The organism is Streptomyces sp. NPDC059851 (genome assembly GCF_042732005.1).
Classification (GTDB): domain Bacteria; phylum Actinomycetota; class Actinomycetes; order Streptomycetales; family Streptomycetaceae; genus Streptomyces.
The window spans coordinates 23,160-36,791 of record NZ_JBHWJJ010000009.1; the positions used below are offsets into that span (position 1 = coordinate 23,160).

12 protein-coding genes are annotated in these 13,632 nt (G+C 73.8%); 5 read left to right on the plus strand and 7 right to left on the minus strand.

Going from position 1 to position 13,632, the window contains the following annotated elements:
* Nucleotides 1-9 precede the first annotated feature (9 nt).
* On the plus strand, nucleotides 10-990 hold the full coding sequence (dapD, locus tag ACFV7Q_RS04575; protein WP_385423507.1) for a 2,3,4,5-tetrahydropyridine-2,6-dicarboxylate N-succinyltransferase: 981 nt from the start codon (nucleotides 10-12) through the stop codon (nucleotides 988-990).
* Nucleotides 991-1,143: 153 nt separating this feature from the next.
* Here the strand turns inward: dapD and ACFV7Q_RS04580 are convergent, their stop codons facing one another.
* The 3 genes from ACFV7Q_RS04580 to ACFV7Q_RS04590 form a co-directional block, all read right to left on the minus strand.
* Nucleotides 1,144-1,416: a hypothetical protein gene (locus tag ACFV7Q_RS04580; protein WP_385423509.1), complete on the minus strand. Its 273-nt coding sequence runs from the start codon at nucleotides 1,414-1,416 to the stop codon at nucleotides 1,144-1,146.
* Between the two features lie 188 nt (nucleotides 1,417-1,604).
* Nucleotides 1,605-2,042, minus strand: coding sequence for a GNAT family N-acetyltransferase (locus tag ACFV7Q_RS04585; protein WP_385423511.1), 438 nt, complete (start codon nucleotides 2,040-2,042; stop codon nucleotides 1,605-1,607).
* A gap of 140 nt (nucleotides 2,043-2,182) precedes the next feature.
* Entirely contained in the window at nucleotides 2,183-4,027 is a 1,845-nt protein-coding gene (locus ACFV7Q_RS04590; RefSeq protein WP_385423513.1) for an endonuclease/exonuclease/phosphatase family protein, read from the minus strand.
* Nucleotides 4,028-4,413: 386 nt separating this feature from the next.
* On the opposite strand from ACFV7Q_RS04590, the gene ACFV7Q_RS04595 reads away from it, so the two are divergent.
* Both ACFV7Q_RS04595 and ACFV7Q_RS04600 read left to right on the plus strand, forming a co-directional pair.
* Nucleotides 4,414-5,922, plus strand: a complete 1,509-nt coding sequence (locus tag ACFV7Q_RS04595; RefSeq protein ID WP_385423515.1) for a hypothetical protein — start codon at nucleotides 4,414-4,416, stop codon at nucleotides 5,920-5,922.
* Nucleotides 5,923-6,196: 274 nt separating this feature from the next.
* Entirely contained in the window at nucleotides 6,197-7,639 is a 1,443-nt protein-coding gene (locus tag ACFV7Q_RS04600; RefSeq protein ID WP_385423517.1) for an alkaline phosphatase PhoX, read from the plus strand.
* 97 nt (nucleotides 7,640-7,736) lie between these two features.
* On the opposite strand, the gene ACFV7Q_RS04605 is transcribed toward ACFV7Q_RS04600, so the two are convergent.
* From ACFV7Q_RS04605 to ACFV7Q_RS04620, 4 genes are all read right to left on the minus strand, one after another.
* Nucleotides 7,737-7,931 (minus strand): hypothetical protein, encoded by a 195-nt coding sequence (locus ACFV7Q_RS04605; RefSeq protein WP_385423519.1) that lies wholly within the window; start codon nucleotides 7,929-7,931, stop codon nucleotides 7,737-7,739.
* A gap of 113 nt (nucleotides 7,932-8,044) precedes the next feature.
* Nucleotides 8,045-9,256 carry a TerD family protein gene (locus ACFV7Q_RS04610; protein ID WP_385423521.1) on the minus strand — a complete coding sequence of 404 codons (1,212 nt, stop codon included), beginning with the start codon at nucleotides 9,254-9,256 and terminating at the stop codon, nucleotides 8,045-8,047.
* Nucleotides 9,257-9,383: 127 nt separating this feature from the next.
* Entirely contained in the window at nucleotides 9,384-9,605 is a 222-nt protein-coding gene (locus tag ACFV7Q_RS04615; protein WP_385423523.1) for a hypothetical protein, read from the minus strand.
* A gap of 81 nt (nucleotides 9,606-9,686) precedes the next feature.
* Nucleotides 9,687-11,270 (minus strand): aldehyde dehydrogenase (NADP(+)), encoded by a 1,584-nt coding sequence (locus tag ACFV7Q_RS04620; protein ID WP_385423525.1) that lies wholly within the window; start codon nucleotides 11,268-11,270, stop codon nucleotides 9,687-9,689.
* Between the two features lie 148 nt (nucleotides 11,271-11,418).
* On the opposite strand from ACFV7Q_RS04620, the gene ACFV7Q_RS04625 reads away from it, so the two are divergent.
* Together ACFV7Q_RS04625 and ACFV7Q_RS04630 are read left to right on the plus strand one after the other, a co-directional pair.
* The gene (locus ACFV7Q_RS04625) at nucleotides 11,419-12,351 is read left to right on the plus strand and encodes an IclR family transcriptional regulator (protein WP_385423527.1); all 933 of its coding nucleotides are present in this window, start codon (nucleotides 11,419-11,421) and stop codon (nucleotides 12,349-12,351) included.
* A 98-nt stretch (nucleotides 12,352-12,449) separates the two neighbouring features.
* Nucleotides 12,450-13,505, plus strand: coding sequence for a hypothetical protein (locus ACFV7Q_RS04630; RefSeq protein ID WP_385423529.1), 1,056 nt, complete (start codon nucleotides 12,450-12,452; stop codon nucleotides 13,503-13,505).
* Nucleotides 13,506-13,632: the final 127 nt, after the last annotated feature.

Sequence of the window (13,632 nt, forward strand, 5' to 3'; positions counted from 1 at the left end):
GTTTCCCGTATGACTGCTACCCGTACCACCGGCGCCGCCGCCGCCGGACTCGCCACCCTCGCCGCCGACGGCACCGTCCTCGACACCTGGTTCCCCGCTCCCGAGCTGGTCGCCGAGCCCGGCCCGGCCGCCACCGAGCGCCTCACCGCCGAGCAGGCCGTGGAACTGCTGGGCGCCGCCGCTGCCGGGGCGATCCGCAAGGACGAGGTCCGCGGCGTCGAGGTCGTGGCCGTCCGCACCGTGATCGCCTCCCTGGACGACAAGCCGCTGGACGCGCACGACGCGTACCTGCGCCTGCACCTGCTCAGCCACCGCCTGGTCAAGCCGCACGGCCAGAACCTGGACGGCGTCTTCGGCCTCCTCGCCAACGTCGCTTGGACCTCGCTCGGCCCGGTCGCCGTGGACCAGGTCGAGACCGTGCGCCTGAACGCGCGCGCCGCGGGCCTGCACCTGCAGGTCACCTCGATCGACAAGTTCCCGCGGATGACCGACTACGTCGCCCCCAAGGGCGTGCGCATCGCCGACGCGGACCGCGTCCGCCTCGGCGCGCACCTCGCCGAGGGCACCACCGTCATGCACGAGGGCTTCGTCAACTTCAACGCGGGCACCCTCGGCACCTCCATGGTCGAGGGCCGCATCTCCGCGGGCGTCGTGATCGGCGACGGCTCCGACATCGGCGGCGGCGCCTCCACCATGGGCACCCTGTCCGGCGGCGGCAAGCAGATCATCTCGGTCGGCGAGCGCTGCCTGATCGGCGCGGAGGCCGGCATCGGCATCGCACTGGGCGACGAGTGCGTCGTCGAGGCGGGCCTCTACCTCACCGCGGGCACCCGCGTCACCCTGCCGGACGGCGAGATCGTCAAGGCCCTGACCCTCTCGGGCGCCAGCAACATCCTCTTCCGCCGCAACTCGGTCACCGGCGCCGTCGAGGCGCGCCCGAACAACGCGGTCTGGGGCGGCCTGAACGACGTCCTGCACAGCCACAACTGACCCCCGGAGGTCGGCCCGGCCGGTGTGTGCTCCCTCCCCGAGCGGGGGAGCGCACACCGGCCGCGCGCGTTTCGGGGGCCGGGCCACAGGGGCCGGGTGGCGGGTGAGGCCGGTGGCCGTGGGGCGGCGGGGGTCTGCCGGGGCGGCCGTGGGTCAGTGCTGGGGCAGGGTGCGGATGGAGCGGACCAGGCTCGCGAAGGCCTCCTCCTCCGCCTCGGTCAGCTCGACCGTCTCCATCGGGTGCGTCTCCCGGCGGCGCTGGGCGGGGATGGCGCCGAGCCCGGCGAAGCCCGTACGGGGCTCGGGCTCGGGGTGGTGGAGGCGGGCGCCCCACAGCATGCGGCCGAATCCAGCCAGCCACACGATGACGGCCACGAGCAGGACGGCGAGGCCGATGACCTGGGCGGGGGAGATCGAGGGGAGCACGCGGACCTCCGGGCGACGGGCAAGACATGACCGGGCGTGGACACACTCAACACCACAACCCGGGCCGAGGGGGCCACGATGTGGTGAGCGTCACGCCAGGGGTGAAAGTTCCCAACTTCCCCATTGTGCCCGTTATTACCGGCGCTGGAACCGCGGGGCCGCCGCCTCCGGCCCCGCGGCTCCGGAACTCACGGTTCCAGGTGCAGCTTGAAGCCCTCGTGGCTGCGGGCGAAGCCGAGCCGCTCGTAGAACCGGTGGGCGGCGTCGCGCCTCTTGTTGCTGGTCAGCTGGACCAGCCCGCAGCCGCGCCCGCGGGCGCGCTCCACGGCGAGCCGCATCAGCTCGGCGCCGAGGCCGCCGCCGCGCCGGTCCGGGCGGATCCGGACCGCCTCCACCAACGCACGCTCCCGGCCGCCCCGCCCCAGGCCGGGTACGTACGTCAACTGCAGGCAGCCCACCAGTACGTCCCCGTCGGCGAGGACCAGTACCTCGTTGCGGGCGTCCGCCTCGATGGCGGCGAAGGCCCGCTCGTGGGCCTCGGTGACCTCGGCCCGCTCGGCGCGGTCATCGTCGATCAGGGCGAGTACGGCGGGCAGGTCACGGCGGGTGGCTTCGCGGAAGATCATGGCCGGAAGTGTGGCAGGGGGCCCGGCCGGGACGGCGGCCGGGCCCCCTGCGGTCCGGGGAGGCCGCAGCCCCGCGGGACGTTCCACGGGGCTGCGGGGTGCACGGCGGTGCGGGGGCACGGCGGTGCGGTGCGGGGGTGTTACGGGCGGAAGCGCAGCACCTGCGGGTCGTGGTCGCTGTTCTGCGCCGAGAACTCCGCGTTGATGTGCACGCTGTCGTACGTGTAGCCCTTGATCGACGGGCTGACCAGGATCTGGTCCAGCACCTGGGCGTTGCCCTGGAAGACGTACGAGTAGCGCTCCGACTTCGGCAGCGACTTGATGGCCGAGTACAGCGCGCCGCCGTCCTCCAGCGCCTTCGTCGTGTCGGAGAACTCGAAGTCGTTGATGTCGCCGAGGGCGAGGACCTTGGCGTTCTTGTCGACCGCCAGGATCTCCTTGACGAAGGCGTTGACGGCCTGCGCCTGCTGGAGCCGCTTGGCCTCGGAGGGGCGCGCCGGCGGCTGGTGGTGGGAGGTCAGGGCCTCGTCGCCGCCCTTCGAACCGAAGTGGTTGGCGATCACGAAGACCGTGCGGCCGCGGAAGACGAACTCGCCGGCCAGCGGCTTGCGGCTGTCCTTCCACGCGGGGTTCGCCGGGTCGATGCGGCCCGGGGAGTGGGTGAGGGCCGCGCGGCCCTTCTCCGTCGTCACACCGGTCGCGGTGGTGGCGTCGCCGGCGGCGCGGTCGGTGAAGGAGACCCGGGCGGGGTTGAACAGGAACACCTGGCGGATGTTGCCGCCGGGCTCGCCGCCGTCCTGGTTGTTCGACGGGTTGACGGTGCGCCACTGGTAGGCCGGGCCGCCCGCGGCCGTGATCGCCGCAGTGAACTTGGACAGGGTCTGCTCCGCGGACACCGTGCCGTCGTTCTTGGCGCCGTTGTCGTCCTGGATCTCCTCCAGGGCGAGGATGTCGGGCGAGGCCAGGTTCTCCACGACCGCCTTCGCGAGCGCGTCGAACTTCTCCTGCGGGTCGGACGGGTCGAGGTTCTCGACGTTGTACGTGGCCACCGCGAGCTCGCCCGGCGCCTGCGCCTTGGTCTTCTCGGGGGCGAGGGTGCCCTTGGCGAGGGTGCCCAGCGTGCGGGCCACCAGGGTGTATCCGCCGAACTGGTTGAAGTCCAGCGGGCCCTCGGTGGTGCCGGTCAGCTTGTCGCCGACGTTGGCGACCGGGAAGGGCTGCTGGGCGAGCGGGGCCAGCTGCTGGACCTTCAGGCGGCCGGTGTTCTGGGACTCGTAGGAGCCGTAGAGGGTGCCGCCGCGCTTCGCGGTGTTCTCCCAGCCCTTGACGGTGACCCACAGCTCGCCGTACTCGGCGGCGGTGGCGCCGACCACGCGCGAGGTGCCGATCGCGACGTTCATGCCCTCCAGGGACTCGTAGAAGTCCAGGGCGTAGCGGGAGGGGTCAAGGGTCAGGCCGTTGATGCTGCCGGCGGCGGCCGGGTCGCCCGCGGGGGCGTACGCGGCGGGCACGGTGTACTCGTTGACGGCGGCGGCCTCGGGCAGGGCGTTGCCCGAGGAGACCACGGTGACGGTCGGCTTGGAGAGCTGGGTGACCGACTGGTTGCCCGAGTTGGCGCCGCCGGGGACGTACTCGCCGACCAGGCCGGAGACCTTGACGGCGTCGCCGACGGCGACGGTCGGGGCCGAGCCCGTGAAGACGAAGACGCCCTCGCTGGTGGCGGCGTCGTCGTCGGCGTCGGGGTCCTGCATCCAGAAGCCGCGCGAGCCGTAGGTGCGCACACCCGTCACGATGCCCGCGACGTCGGCGACCTGCTTGCCGTTCAGCGGGGATATCCGGGTGGTGCCCTGGATGTCGTGGATGCGCACCGCACCGTCGGACGCGGTGCCTTCGGCCGCGTCGGCCGTGCCCGTGAGCAGGCCGGTGGCGAGGGCGCCCGCGACGAGGGCCGCGACGGCGGCGGAGCGGGGGTGTGAGGAGTGCATGGTCAGGTACTCCGGTGTGTGGAGGAGGAAAGCGGAGGGGGTGGTCGCGGTACTGCGTGGTGCGGTATCAGCGGTGGTGCGTGGTGCGTGGTGCGTGTTGCCGTGGTGCGAGACGCGGTACTGCGGTGCGAAATGGCCGGGAATCTGCGGTGGTCGACGGGCTGGCCGTGGGTGGTCCGCAGGGATCCCCGGGGGTCCCCCGATGTCTACGCGCGTCAATTTCCTGGGTGACCAGGGACGTTGTCAAGACCTCCAGGACATACGGAAGCTGACTGTGAGATGAACCAAATGTATGACCGCCGGACACGTCCGAATTGCGTCTACTCTGGTGCGCCGGACGGCCGCTGACGGCCTCCGATCCACTGCGTCCGCGAGGAGACCACCCCATGTCCGCAGAGCCGCGTTCCACCCTGCCGCCGGTACGGCTGCCCTCCGACGCGGAACTCGCCCGTGACGCCCTCGTCGCCCCCCTGTTCGCCCGCGCCGTACGGCTCGCCCGCTGGGTCGGTCCCGGCACCCGCGTGGACGGAAACGGTGAACTCGACCGGGCCCAGCTCCCCGACGCCGCGGCCGCGCTCGGCCTCGACCCCGCCGACGCGGGCGCCCGCGCGGATGCGAGCCGGGCCTGGCGGGCGGCCCTGGACACCGGCCTCGTCGAGCTGACCGGGGCGGGCGAGCCGGAGGGGCTGGACGGGGCGCCCGAGACGGCCGGAGTCGGGGCGGGGGAGTTCGGCGGCGCCGCGGCCGGCGAGGACCTGGCGCGGGTGACCGGCGGCGCGCCCGCCGAGGTCCTCGACCTGTGGCTGTCCGCCCTGGACGCCGTCCTCGCGGACGCGGCCGTGCCCGAACTGGACGACCTCGTCGACGCCCTGGGCGAGGGCGGCACCATCGACTTCGACCGGCTCGACTGGAACCCGCAGCGGGAGGCCGACTTCCTGGACGGGATCCTCGCCAACCTCTACCTGATCACCGTCGACGAGGGCGGAGCGGATCGGGGCGGGGCGGTGCCGCTGCCCGTGCTCGCCGCCTCCATGGTGGTTCCGGACGGTATGGCCCGGCCCACGGACGCCGTGCTGGAGCAGGTCTCGGACGCGATGATGCGCCTGGACGACCAGTTCCGTCAGCTGGAGCCGATCGGGCTGGTCGAGTACCACCCCGTCGAGGAAGGCGTGCTGGAGGAGACGGACGAGGAGGAGCCCGCCGCGGCCGGCCCGCGCGAGCTCGACGCGGAGGAGGTGTCCCGGTACGGGATGGTCCGCCTCACCCCGCTCGGCCTGTACGGGCTCCGCGCGCGGATGCGGGAGGCCGGCATCACGGCCCCCGCCGTAGGGGAACTGGCCGACAAGGGTGCGGACGCGCTGCTCGACGCGGTCTGCGACTACCCCGAGTTCGCGGCCCAGGCGGAGATCGAGCAGTGGCTCGCCGGACGCGAGTCGGCCGCCGCGGTCGCCGAGCTGCTGACCGCGGCCCGGGGTGCGGACGCGGGTGCTCCGCTGCGCCGGCTGCGCTGCCAGCAGGCCCTCGCCTCCGTCGGAGCGGCCGCGGAGCCGGCGGTCCGGGCGGTGCTGGACGACCCGGAGCTCGGCGGGCTGGCCCGGGTGTGGCTCGCCGAGCGCGGGACGGTGGACGTACCGGCGCCGGACGGGGCGATGGTGTACTGGCTGACCGTCGACACGATCGCGGCGCAGCTGGCCGCGGACGGTGCGGCGGTGGAACTGCCGCTGCTGATGGAGTCCCTGACCGCCCACCACGCGGGCTTCTTCGACCAGGCGTGGCGGGTGGAGCACCCGGCGGTGGCGGACGTGCTGGAGGCGATGGGCCGCCTGCACCCGGACCGGAAGGCGGCCAAGGAGGCCCGCAAGGCGGCGTACAAGGCCCGCTCGCGGCGGCACTGACCCGGCCCGGCCAGGCGGTCAGCCCGCCGGCCAGGGCGGGGTGGCGCGGTGCGGTGCGCCGAGACACGGGCGCAGGGGCGGAACGAGACGTTCCTGAGTGGGTGTCGGTCAATCCTGCCGGGCAGCAACGGACGGTTCGCCGCCGGGGGTAATTCAGCCGCCGTTCACGTGCGGGCGCGACCGTGTGCGCCGCACCGCACGGTGGCCCCCGGCCGTCGCGCGGCACGTCCGCTCACCACGACGAGCGCCCCACCCTCACCCCCTGGAGTGACCGATGCCGCTCAGCCGTAGAGGTTTCACCGCCCGTACCGTCATCGCCGGTGCGGGAGTCGCGCTCAGCGGGACCGTAGGCGCCCTCGCCACCGCACCGGGAGCGCTGGCGGCCGACGACAGCGCGCACCGCGACGAGCACGGCCGCCCCTGCGAGCCCGGCTACGGCCCGCTGCTGCCCGACCCGGCCGGAATCCTCGCCCTCCCCGCCGGATTCCGGTACCGCGTCCTCACCCACAGCGGCGTCACCACCCTCGATTCGGGGGAGTTCACCCCGCAGAAGCACGACGGCACCGCCGCCTTCGAGGGCCACCGAGGAGTCACCCTCCTCGTCAACAACCACGAGCTCAAGGGCAAGCGCGCCGACTGGGCCCACCCCGTCCCGCTCACCGAGGGCCTCGTCTACGACCCGGCCGCCGCCGGCGGCTGCACCGTCGTCGAGGTGCGCCGCGGCGGTGAGGCCGCGGAATGGGTCGGCGTCGCCGGTACGTCAACCAACTGCGCCGGCGGCGCCACCCCCTGGGGCACCTGGCTCACCTGTGAGGAGACCGAGGACCGGGCCGGCAAGAACGGGATGACCAAGGACCACGGGTACGTGTTCGAGGTCGACCCGCACGACCGGCGCGCCAACCGCGACCCACAGCCGATCAAGGCCCTGGGGCGGTACGCGCACGAGGCCGTCATCATCGACCCGCGCCTCGGCCACGCCTACCTGACCGAGGACGCCTCCGGCCCCAACGGGCTGCTCTACCGCTGGACCCCGCCGAGCGGCTTCCGCCACGGGCGCGGCAGGTTGCGTACCCTCGCGGCCGACGCCGGGGTGCTCGCTGCCGCCAAGTGCTTCGACAGCGGGGGCCGGTTCGTCGACGACCTGTCCCGGGCGACGAAGACCGGCACCGTGTACGGCGTCGACTGGGTGGCCGTAACGGACCGCGACGCCCGGACGGTGCCGGTGCGCAAGCAGTTCGCGGACGGCGCGGTGACCAGGGGACGCAAGCTGGAGGGCATGTGGTGGGCCGACGGCGGCGCGTACTTCGTCTCCTCGTACGCGCGTGAGGAGAGCCCGGGCGCCGCGCACGACGGCCAGGTGTGGTTCTACGACCCCAAGCGGCGCACGATCACACTGAAGGTGCTGCTCGGGGTGCACCGGGACCCCGCCGGGCGCGCGGTCCACGACGGCCCCGACAACATCACGGTCTCCCCGTACGGCGGGCTGGTCATCGCGGAGGACGGAGAGGGCCTCCAGCACCTGTTCGGCGCCACCGGGTCGGGACTCACGTACCCGCTGGCGCGCAACGAGCTGAACATCGGGACCGTGGAGGAGCCGGAGTACTCCGAGTTCGCGGGGGTCTGCTTCTCGCCCGACGGGCGCACGCTGTTCGCCTGCATCCAGGAGCCGGGCATCATGCTGGCCATCACCGGGCCGTGGCGGCGCGGGCGGCACTGAGTCCTGCCGCCGCTGCGGCTGCCTCCGGGCCGCTACCCGCTGCTCGTGCCGTTGCCGAATCCGTCCCCGCTGAGCGGGGACGGCTGCGCCGCCGCCCTCACGGGGCGGCGGCGACCTCGGCTATCCCGGCGGTCTCGGCGTGGCTGGCGCTGGCCCACTGCTCGAGCAGGAACTCGTACGCCGCTGAAGGCCACTCGTCATCCACCCGGGTCTCGACGAGGTGCCGTATCGCCTCGTTCGCCTCGGCGGCGGACGGGCGGGCGGGACCCGCGGGCCTGAGTGTGCTGTACATGGTTTCCAGGCTACGGGCGAACACGGACCGTCACCGCCGCTTTTAGGGTGTAATCCATCACCTTCGCTTGCGGCCGGGCTGCCGGCCGCCACCGGATCGGCCCGCCCACCTGCTCAGAGCGCCTCGGCGCCGGGCTTCACCATGCCGCGTACTGTGCGGGACTTCACAAATTCCCCGATGGCCGTCATCTCCCATTCGCCCGAGAATTGCCGGATCAGTTTCGCCATCATCACGCCGGTCTGCGGTTCGGCGCTGGTGAGGTCGAAGCGGACGAGCTCCTCACCCGTCGCCCCGTCGATGAGGCGGCAGTAGGCCTTGGCGACGTCGGTGAACTTCTGGCCGGAGAAGGAGTTCACGGTGAAGACCAGGCCCGTCGCCTCGGCGGGCAGCCGGCCGAGGTCCACGGCGATGACCTCGTCGTCCCCGGCGCCCTCGCCGGTGAGGTTGTCACCCGAATGCTGGATGGCGCCGCCCAGGATGGTCAGCCTGCCGAAGTAGCAGCTGTCGATGTGGTTGCGCTGCGGGCCGTACGCGATGACCGACGCGTCGAGGTCGATGTCCCGGCCGCGGTAGGCGGGCTCCCAGCCGAGGCCCATCTTCACCTGGGAGAGCAGTGGGCGGCCGCCCTTGACGAGGGATACGGTCTGGTTCTTCTGCAGGCTGACCCGGCCCTTGTCGAGGTTGATCTTCCCGGTGCCGGCCGGAGCGGCGGCGGGCGCGGCGGGCGGGGCGGGCGGGGCGGCGGCGGGCGGGGCCGTGACCGGGGCCGGCGGAGGAACCGTGACGGGCGGGGCGACCGGGGCGGCGGGGGCCGGGGCCGGTTCCTCGTCCACCGAGACCCCGAAGTCGGTGGCGATGCCGGCGAGGCCGTTCGCGTACCCCTGGCCTACGGCGCGAACCTTCCACACGCCGCCCCGCTGGTAGACCTCGACGACCACGAGCGCCGTCTCCGTGCCCAGCTGCGGCGGGGTGAAGGTGGCGATCACCGCGCCGGTGTCCGCCTGCCGCACGGTGGCGGTGGGCTCGATGCCCTGGAAGGTCTGCCCCGCCGCGTCGGGGCTGGCCGTGACCACGATGCGCTCGATGCCGGGCGGCAGCCCGCCGGTGTCCACGGTGATGGAGTCGGGGGCCGTCCCGCCGCCGGATCGGTGGCTGACGCCGGGCCCGGACGGCTGGTTGTAGAAGATGAAGTCGGCGTCGGAGCGCACCTTGCCGTCGGCCGCGAGGAGCAGCCCCGACACGTCGAGCCGCACCGGGGCCGCCACGTCCACCGTCACCCGGACGGCATTGAGCGGCAGATTGGAACCAGGGGTCATAGCGGTCATGCCCGGAGAACGACCAGGGGTGCCGTGCCGTTCCCTCCCGGTCCGCAGAGCGGCCATACGGGGGATGCGTCGCGGGCCGGGGGCCCGAGGGACCGCCGGTGTCGCCGGGTGGGGGATGGCGGGGGGCTCAGCGGCGGTTCCGCGGGTGGTTCTTGGCCGTGCGTTCGTTCCCGAACTTGTAGGCGCCCGTCCAGCGGGCCATCACGAGCTGCGCGTCCCCGGCCTCGACCTCGGCCAGGAACCTCTCGGCGCGGGCGCCGCGCAAGGTGCCCGCGGCGCGGTCGCGGTGGGTGATGACGACGGTGCCGTCGCCCCTTCGCTCGTACGTGAATCCGTGCGGTTTCGGCATGGGGCCGCAGCCTGCCCCGCCCGGGACGGGGCGGGCAACGGGTTTTGCCCGCGGCTCCGGGCCGCGCCGGGTGCCGGGCCCTCAGTTCGCCGGACCCGCCCGACCCGCCGGACCCGCCGGACCCGCCGGGGCGGCCGGTGCCGCCGCTTCCGTGACGCGGCGCGGCAGGCCCAGCGGGTTCGCCTCGCGCAGCTCCGCCGGAAGCAGCGGGTCCGGCACCGACTGGTAGGCCACGGGGCGCAGCCAGCGTTCGATCGCGGTGGCCCCGACCGAGGTGGAGTGCGAGGTCGCCGCCGGGTACGGGCCGCCGTGGTGCTGGGCCGGAGCCACCGCCACGCCGGTCGGCCAGCCGTTGACCACGACCCGCCCGGCCAGCGCCGTGACGCGGGAGACCAGCTCCGCCGCCGGGCCCGGGGCGCCCTCCGCCTCGGCGGCGGAGAGCTGGAGGGTGGCGGTCAGGTTGCCGGGGAGCAGGTCGAGCACGGCCCCGGCCTCGCTTTCGCCGGCGTACCGGACGACGACGGTCACCGGGCCGAAGCACTCCTCCAGCAGCACCTCGTACGCGGGACCCGCCAGCAGGCTCGCGGCGGACACGGACAGGTAGCCCGCGCCGACGGTGTGCTCCCCGGCCGGGCCCGGCGTGACGGGCGCGGTGACGCCGGACAGCGCCGCCCGCTCGGCGACCCCGGCGATGAAGCCGTCCCGCATCCGGTGGTCGAGCAGGACGCCCGGACCGGTTTCGCCGAGGGCCTTGCCGAGGGCTTCGGCGAGCCGGTCCCCGGCCGCGCCCTCCGGGACCAGCACCAGGCCCGGCTTGACGCAGAACTGGCCCACGCCGAGGGTGACCGAGCCCGCCAGTCCGGCGCCGATCTCCTCGGCGCGCTCGGCGGCGGCGTCGGGGGTGACGACGACGGGGTTGAGGGAGCCGAGTTCGCCGTGAAAGGGGATGGGGACGGGCCGCGCGGCAGCCGCGTCGAACAGGGCGCGCCCGCCGCGCAGGGAGCCCGTGAACCCGGCGGCGGTGACCAGCGGGTGGCGGACCAGCTCCAGGCCCGCGTCGAACCCGTGGAGGACGGTGACCACTTCACCCGGCAGCCCGGTGGCCACCGCCGCCCGCCGCAGCAGCGAGGCGCACAGCTCGGAGGTGGCCGGGTGGTCGGGGTGCGCCTTGACGACGACGGGGCAGCCGGCGGCCAGTGCGCTCGCGGTGTCCCCGCCGGGGACGGAGAACGCGAGCGGGAAGTTGGAGGCGGCGTAGACGGCGACCACGCCGAGCGGCACCTTGTAGCGGCGCAGTTCGGGGCGCGGCGGGGTGAGGGAGGGGTCCGCCCGGTCGATCCGGACGTCGAGGTAGCCGCCGTCGGCGACGGCGTCGGCGAAGGCGCGCAGTTGGCCGGTGGTTCGGGCGAGTTCGCCGGTGAGCCGGGCCGGTCCGAGCGCCGTCTCGGCGTCGGCGGCCCCGACCACCTGCTCCGCGGAGGCGTCGAGCAGGTCGGCGGCGGCGCGCAGGAACGCGATGCGGGCGGTGCGGTCCGCGAGTGCCGTGCGGGCGGCGTGGGCCGCGCGGACGGCTTCGTCCACCTCGGGGGAGCCGGCTTCCACCGCAACCTGGGCCCGCTGCTTCCCGGTGCGGGGGTCCACACTCCAGACTGGTGTCCCTGCCATGCCGCACTGCCTCCTGGATCTACGCCGACCCGCGCGGTGGCGTTCAGTATTCTGAACGCCGTTCCGATGGGTGAATGATCTCCATCCGTTCCGGACTCTATTTCCGCGTCGTGCGCGTGACAAGAGACAAGAAGGGGCAGGAAGGCGAATGGCCAGAGGTGAGCGCATCGAGTTCGACACGGCCACGGGAACGGCCGCGGATGCTGCGGCGGCTGTGGCATCGGCTGACGCCGTGGCACCCGCGGCGGACGGGGGCGGCCGTTCGGGCGGCTCCGGTGGTGCGGGTGGTGCGGACGGCTCCGGTGAGTCCGCCGGGGTGGCGGGCGCGGCGCCGGCGGCCGTGAAGTCCGCCGTCCGCACGGTCGTGTTGCTGGAGCACTTCGCGGCGCGACCCGGGCTGCACAGCCTGGCCGACATCCAGCACGACCTCGGCCTGCCCAAGTCCAGCCTGTACATGCTGCTGCGCACGCTCGTGAACCTGGGGTGGGTGGAGACGGACGCCACGGGGACCCGGTACGGCATCGGCGTTCGGGCCCTGCTCGTCGGGAGTTCCTACATCGACGGGGACGAGGTGGTCGCCGCGGCCCGGCCCACTCTGGACCGGCTCTCCGAGGACACCACCGAAACGATTCATCTGGCCCGGATCGACGGGTGCAGCGTCGTCTACCTGGCCACCCGCCAGTCCCAGCACTACCTGCGGCCGTTCACCAGGGTCGGGCGGCGGTTGCCCGTGCACTCCACCGCGCTGGGCAAGGCGCTGCTCGCCACCCACTCCGACGAGGAGGTGCGCGCGCTGCTGCCGCGGCGGCTGGAGGCGGTCACCGAGCACACCGTCACCGACCGGGAGCGGCTCATCGAGGAACTGGCGATGGTGCGGGAGCAGGGCTACGCGGTGGACCGGGAGGAGAACACGCTCGGGCTGAGCTGCTTCGGGGTCGCCGTGCCGTACCGGACGCCCGCACGGGACGCGGTGAGCTGCTCGGTGCCGGTGGCCAGGCTCACCGCGGACCACGAGGAGGCGATCAAGGCCGCGCTGTTCGCGGCCCGGGACAGGCTGTCGGTGGTGACCCGGCGCATGTGAGGGGGGGAGCCGGGAGGGAGGGCGTCTCCCCCGCGTGGGGGAGACGGTTCACCTTCGCGGGGGAGGTGGCGGGGCGCCGGGCACGCGACTGTTGAGCCATGACGACACGAGCGGTGCGACAGACGACCGGCACGAAGACCCCGACCGACCGCACGGTCCCGGCCGACCCGACGGTCCCGGCCGACCCGACGACTCTGGCCGATTCGCCGACCCCGGTGAGCGGGGCCGAGCCGATCCGAAGGCTCCTGCGGGCGGCGGCCGTGATCGCCACCCTTCCGTACCTGGCCCTCAAGGCCGCCTGGCTGGCGGGGAGTCGCATCGGCATACCGGACGGCAGCGTGCTGCTGGATCCCGGACCGTTCTTCACCGTGGCCAACGCCGTCACACTGGTGATGGACGCCTGTGTGATCGTGCTCGCGCTGTTGCTCACCCGGCCCTGGGGCAGACGGGTGCCCGGCTGGCTGCTGGTCGTTCCCGTGTTCACGGCCACCGGGCTGCTCACCCCGATCGTGACCGGCTTCCCCGGCCAAATCCTCGTCAGGGCACTGGGTTGGGGGGCGGGTGATGCGGTGAAGGCCGCGCGGGCGCCGTTCCTCGACGACTGGGTGTACTTCGTCGTCTACCCCGGCTTCATCATCCAAGGACTCGCCCTGGCCGGGTTGTTCGTCCCCTATGCGCGCGAGCGCTGGGGCCGGTGCCTGCGGGGCGTGCTGGGCGCGCGGCTCCCGTCGCCCACGGGGGTGGTGGCGGGAGCCGCGGCTGCGGTCGGCGCAGCGGTGGGAGCGATACACCTGTACTGGGCCTTCGGCGGTACCGCCTGGCTGGATGCCGAGCGGGTGGCGCAGTACTCGGTGGAGAGCGGCCTGGTCTCGGCGGTCCACGGGCTGTGCGCGCTGGCGGCGGGTGTAGGGGCGCTGCTGCTGGCGCGGGGCGGGGCGATCACGGCCCGGTGGCCGCTGGCGCTCGCCTGGGTCGGGTCGTCGGCCGCGCTGAGCTGGGGGCTGTTCCTGTTCACGGCGATGCTGGCGCCGGAGGTCGGCGATCCCGAACGCACCTCGTCGGTGATCTTCGTGGCCTACATTGGCCAGGTGCTCGCCGGCTGCCTCTCCGCGGCCGTCCTGGCCCGGTTCACCCGCTCACGGCTCACGGCCTGAGGCGGCTGCCGGCGACGTCTGCGGGCGGGCCGGGGCCGGCACAACGGGGGCAGGGGCCGGACCGGGGCAGGGGCCGGACCGGGGGCAGGCGCCGGACCTGGCGGGGGCCGGGTACGGACGGAAGCAG

What these genes read in the sequence shown, in the direction of transcription:
- dapD (WP_385423507.1), top strand. Translation starts at nt 10, where the DNA reads ATGACTGCTACCCGTACCACCGGCGCCGCCGCCGCCGGACTCGCCACC.
- ACFV7Q_RS04585 (WP_385423511.1), bottom strand. Translation starts at nt 2,042, where the DNA reads ATGATCTTCCGCGAAGCCACCCGCCGTGACCTGCCCGCCGTACTCGCC.
- ACFV7Q_RS04590 (WP_385423513.1), bottom strand. Translation starts at nt 4,027, where the DNA reads ATGCACTCCTCACACCCCCGCTCCGCCGCCGTCGCGGCCCTCGTCGCG.
- ACFV7Q_RS04595 (WP_385423515.1), top strand. Translation starts at nt 4,414, where the DNA reads ATGTCCGCAGAGCCGCGTTCCACCCTGCCGCCGGTACGGCTGCCCTCC.
- ACFV7Q_RS04600 (WP_385423517.1), top strand. Translation starts at nt 6,197, where the DNA reads ATGCCGCTCAGCCGTAGAGGTTTCACCGCCCGTACCGTCATCGCCGGT.
- ACFV7Q_RS04605 (WP_385423519.1), bottom strand. Translation starts at nt 7,931, where the DNA reads ATGTACAGCACACTCAGGCCCGCGGGTCCCGCCCGCCCGTCCGCCGCC.
- ACFV7Q_RS04610 (WP_385423521.1), bottom strand. Translation starts at nt 9,256, where the DNA reads ATGACCGCTATGACCCCTGGTTCCAATCTGCCGCTCAATGCCGTCCGG.
- ACFV7Q_RS04615 (WP_385423523.1), bottom strand. Translation starts at nt 9,605, where the DNA reads ATGCCGAAACCGCACGGATTCACGTACGAGCGAAGGGGCGACGGCACC.
- ACFV7Q_RS04620 (WP_385423525.1), bottom strand. Translation starts at nt 11,270, where the DNA reads ATGGCAGGGACACCAGTCTGGAGTGTGGACCCCCGCACCGGGAAGCAG.
- ACFV7Q_RS04625 (WP_385423527.1), top strand. Translation starts at nt 11,419, where the DNA reads ATGGCCAGAGGTGAGCGCATCGAGTTCGACACGGCCACGGGAACGGCC.
- ACFV7Q_RS04630 (WP_385423529.1), top strand. Translation starts at nt 12,450, where the DNA reads ATGACGACACGAGCGGTGCGACAGACGACCGGCACGAAGACCCCGACC.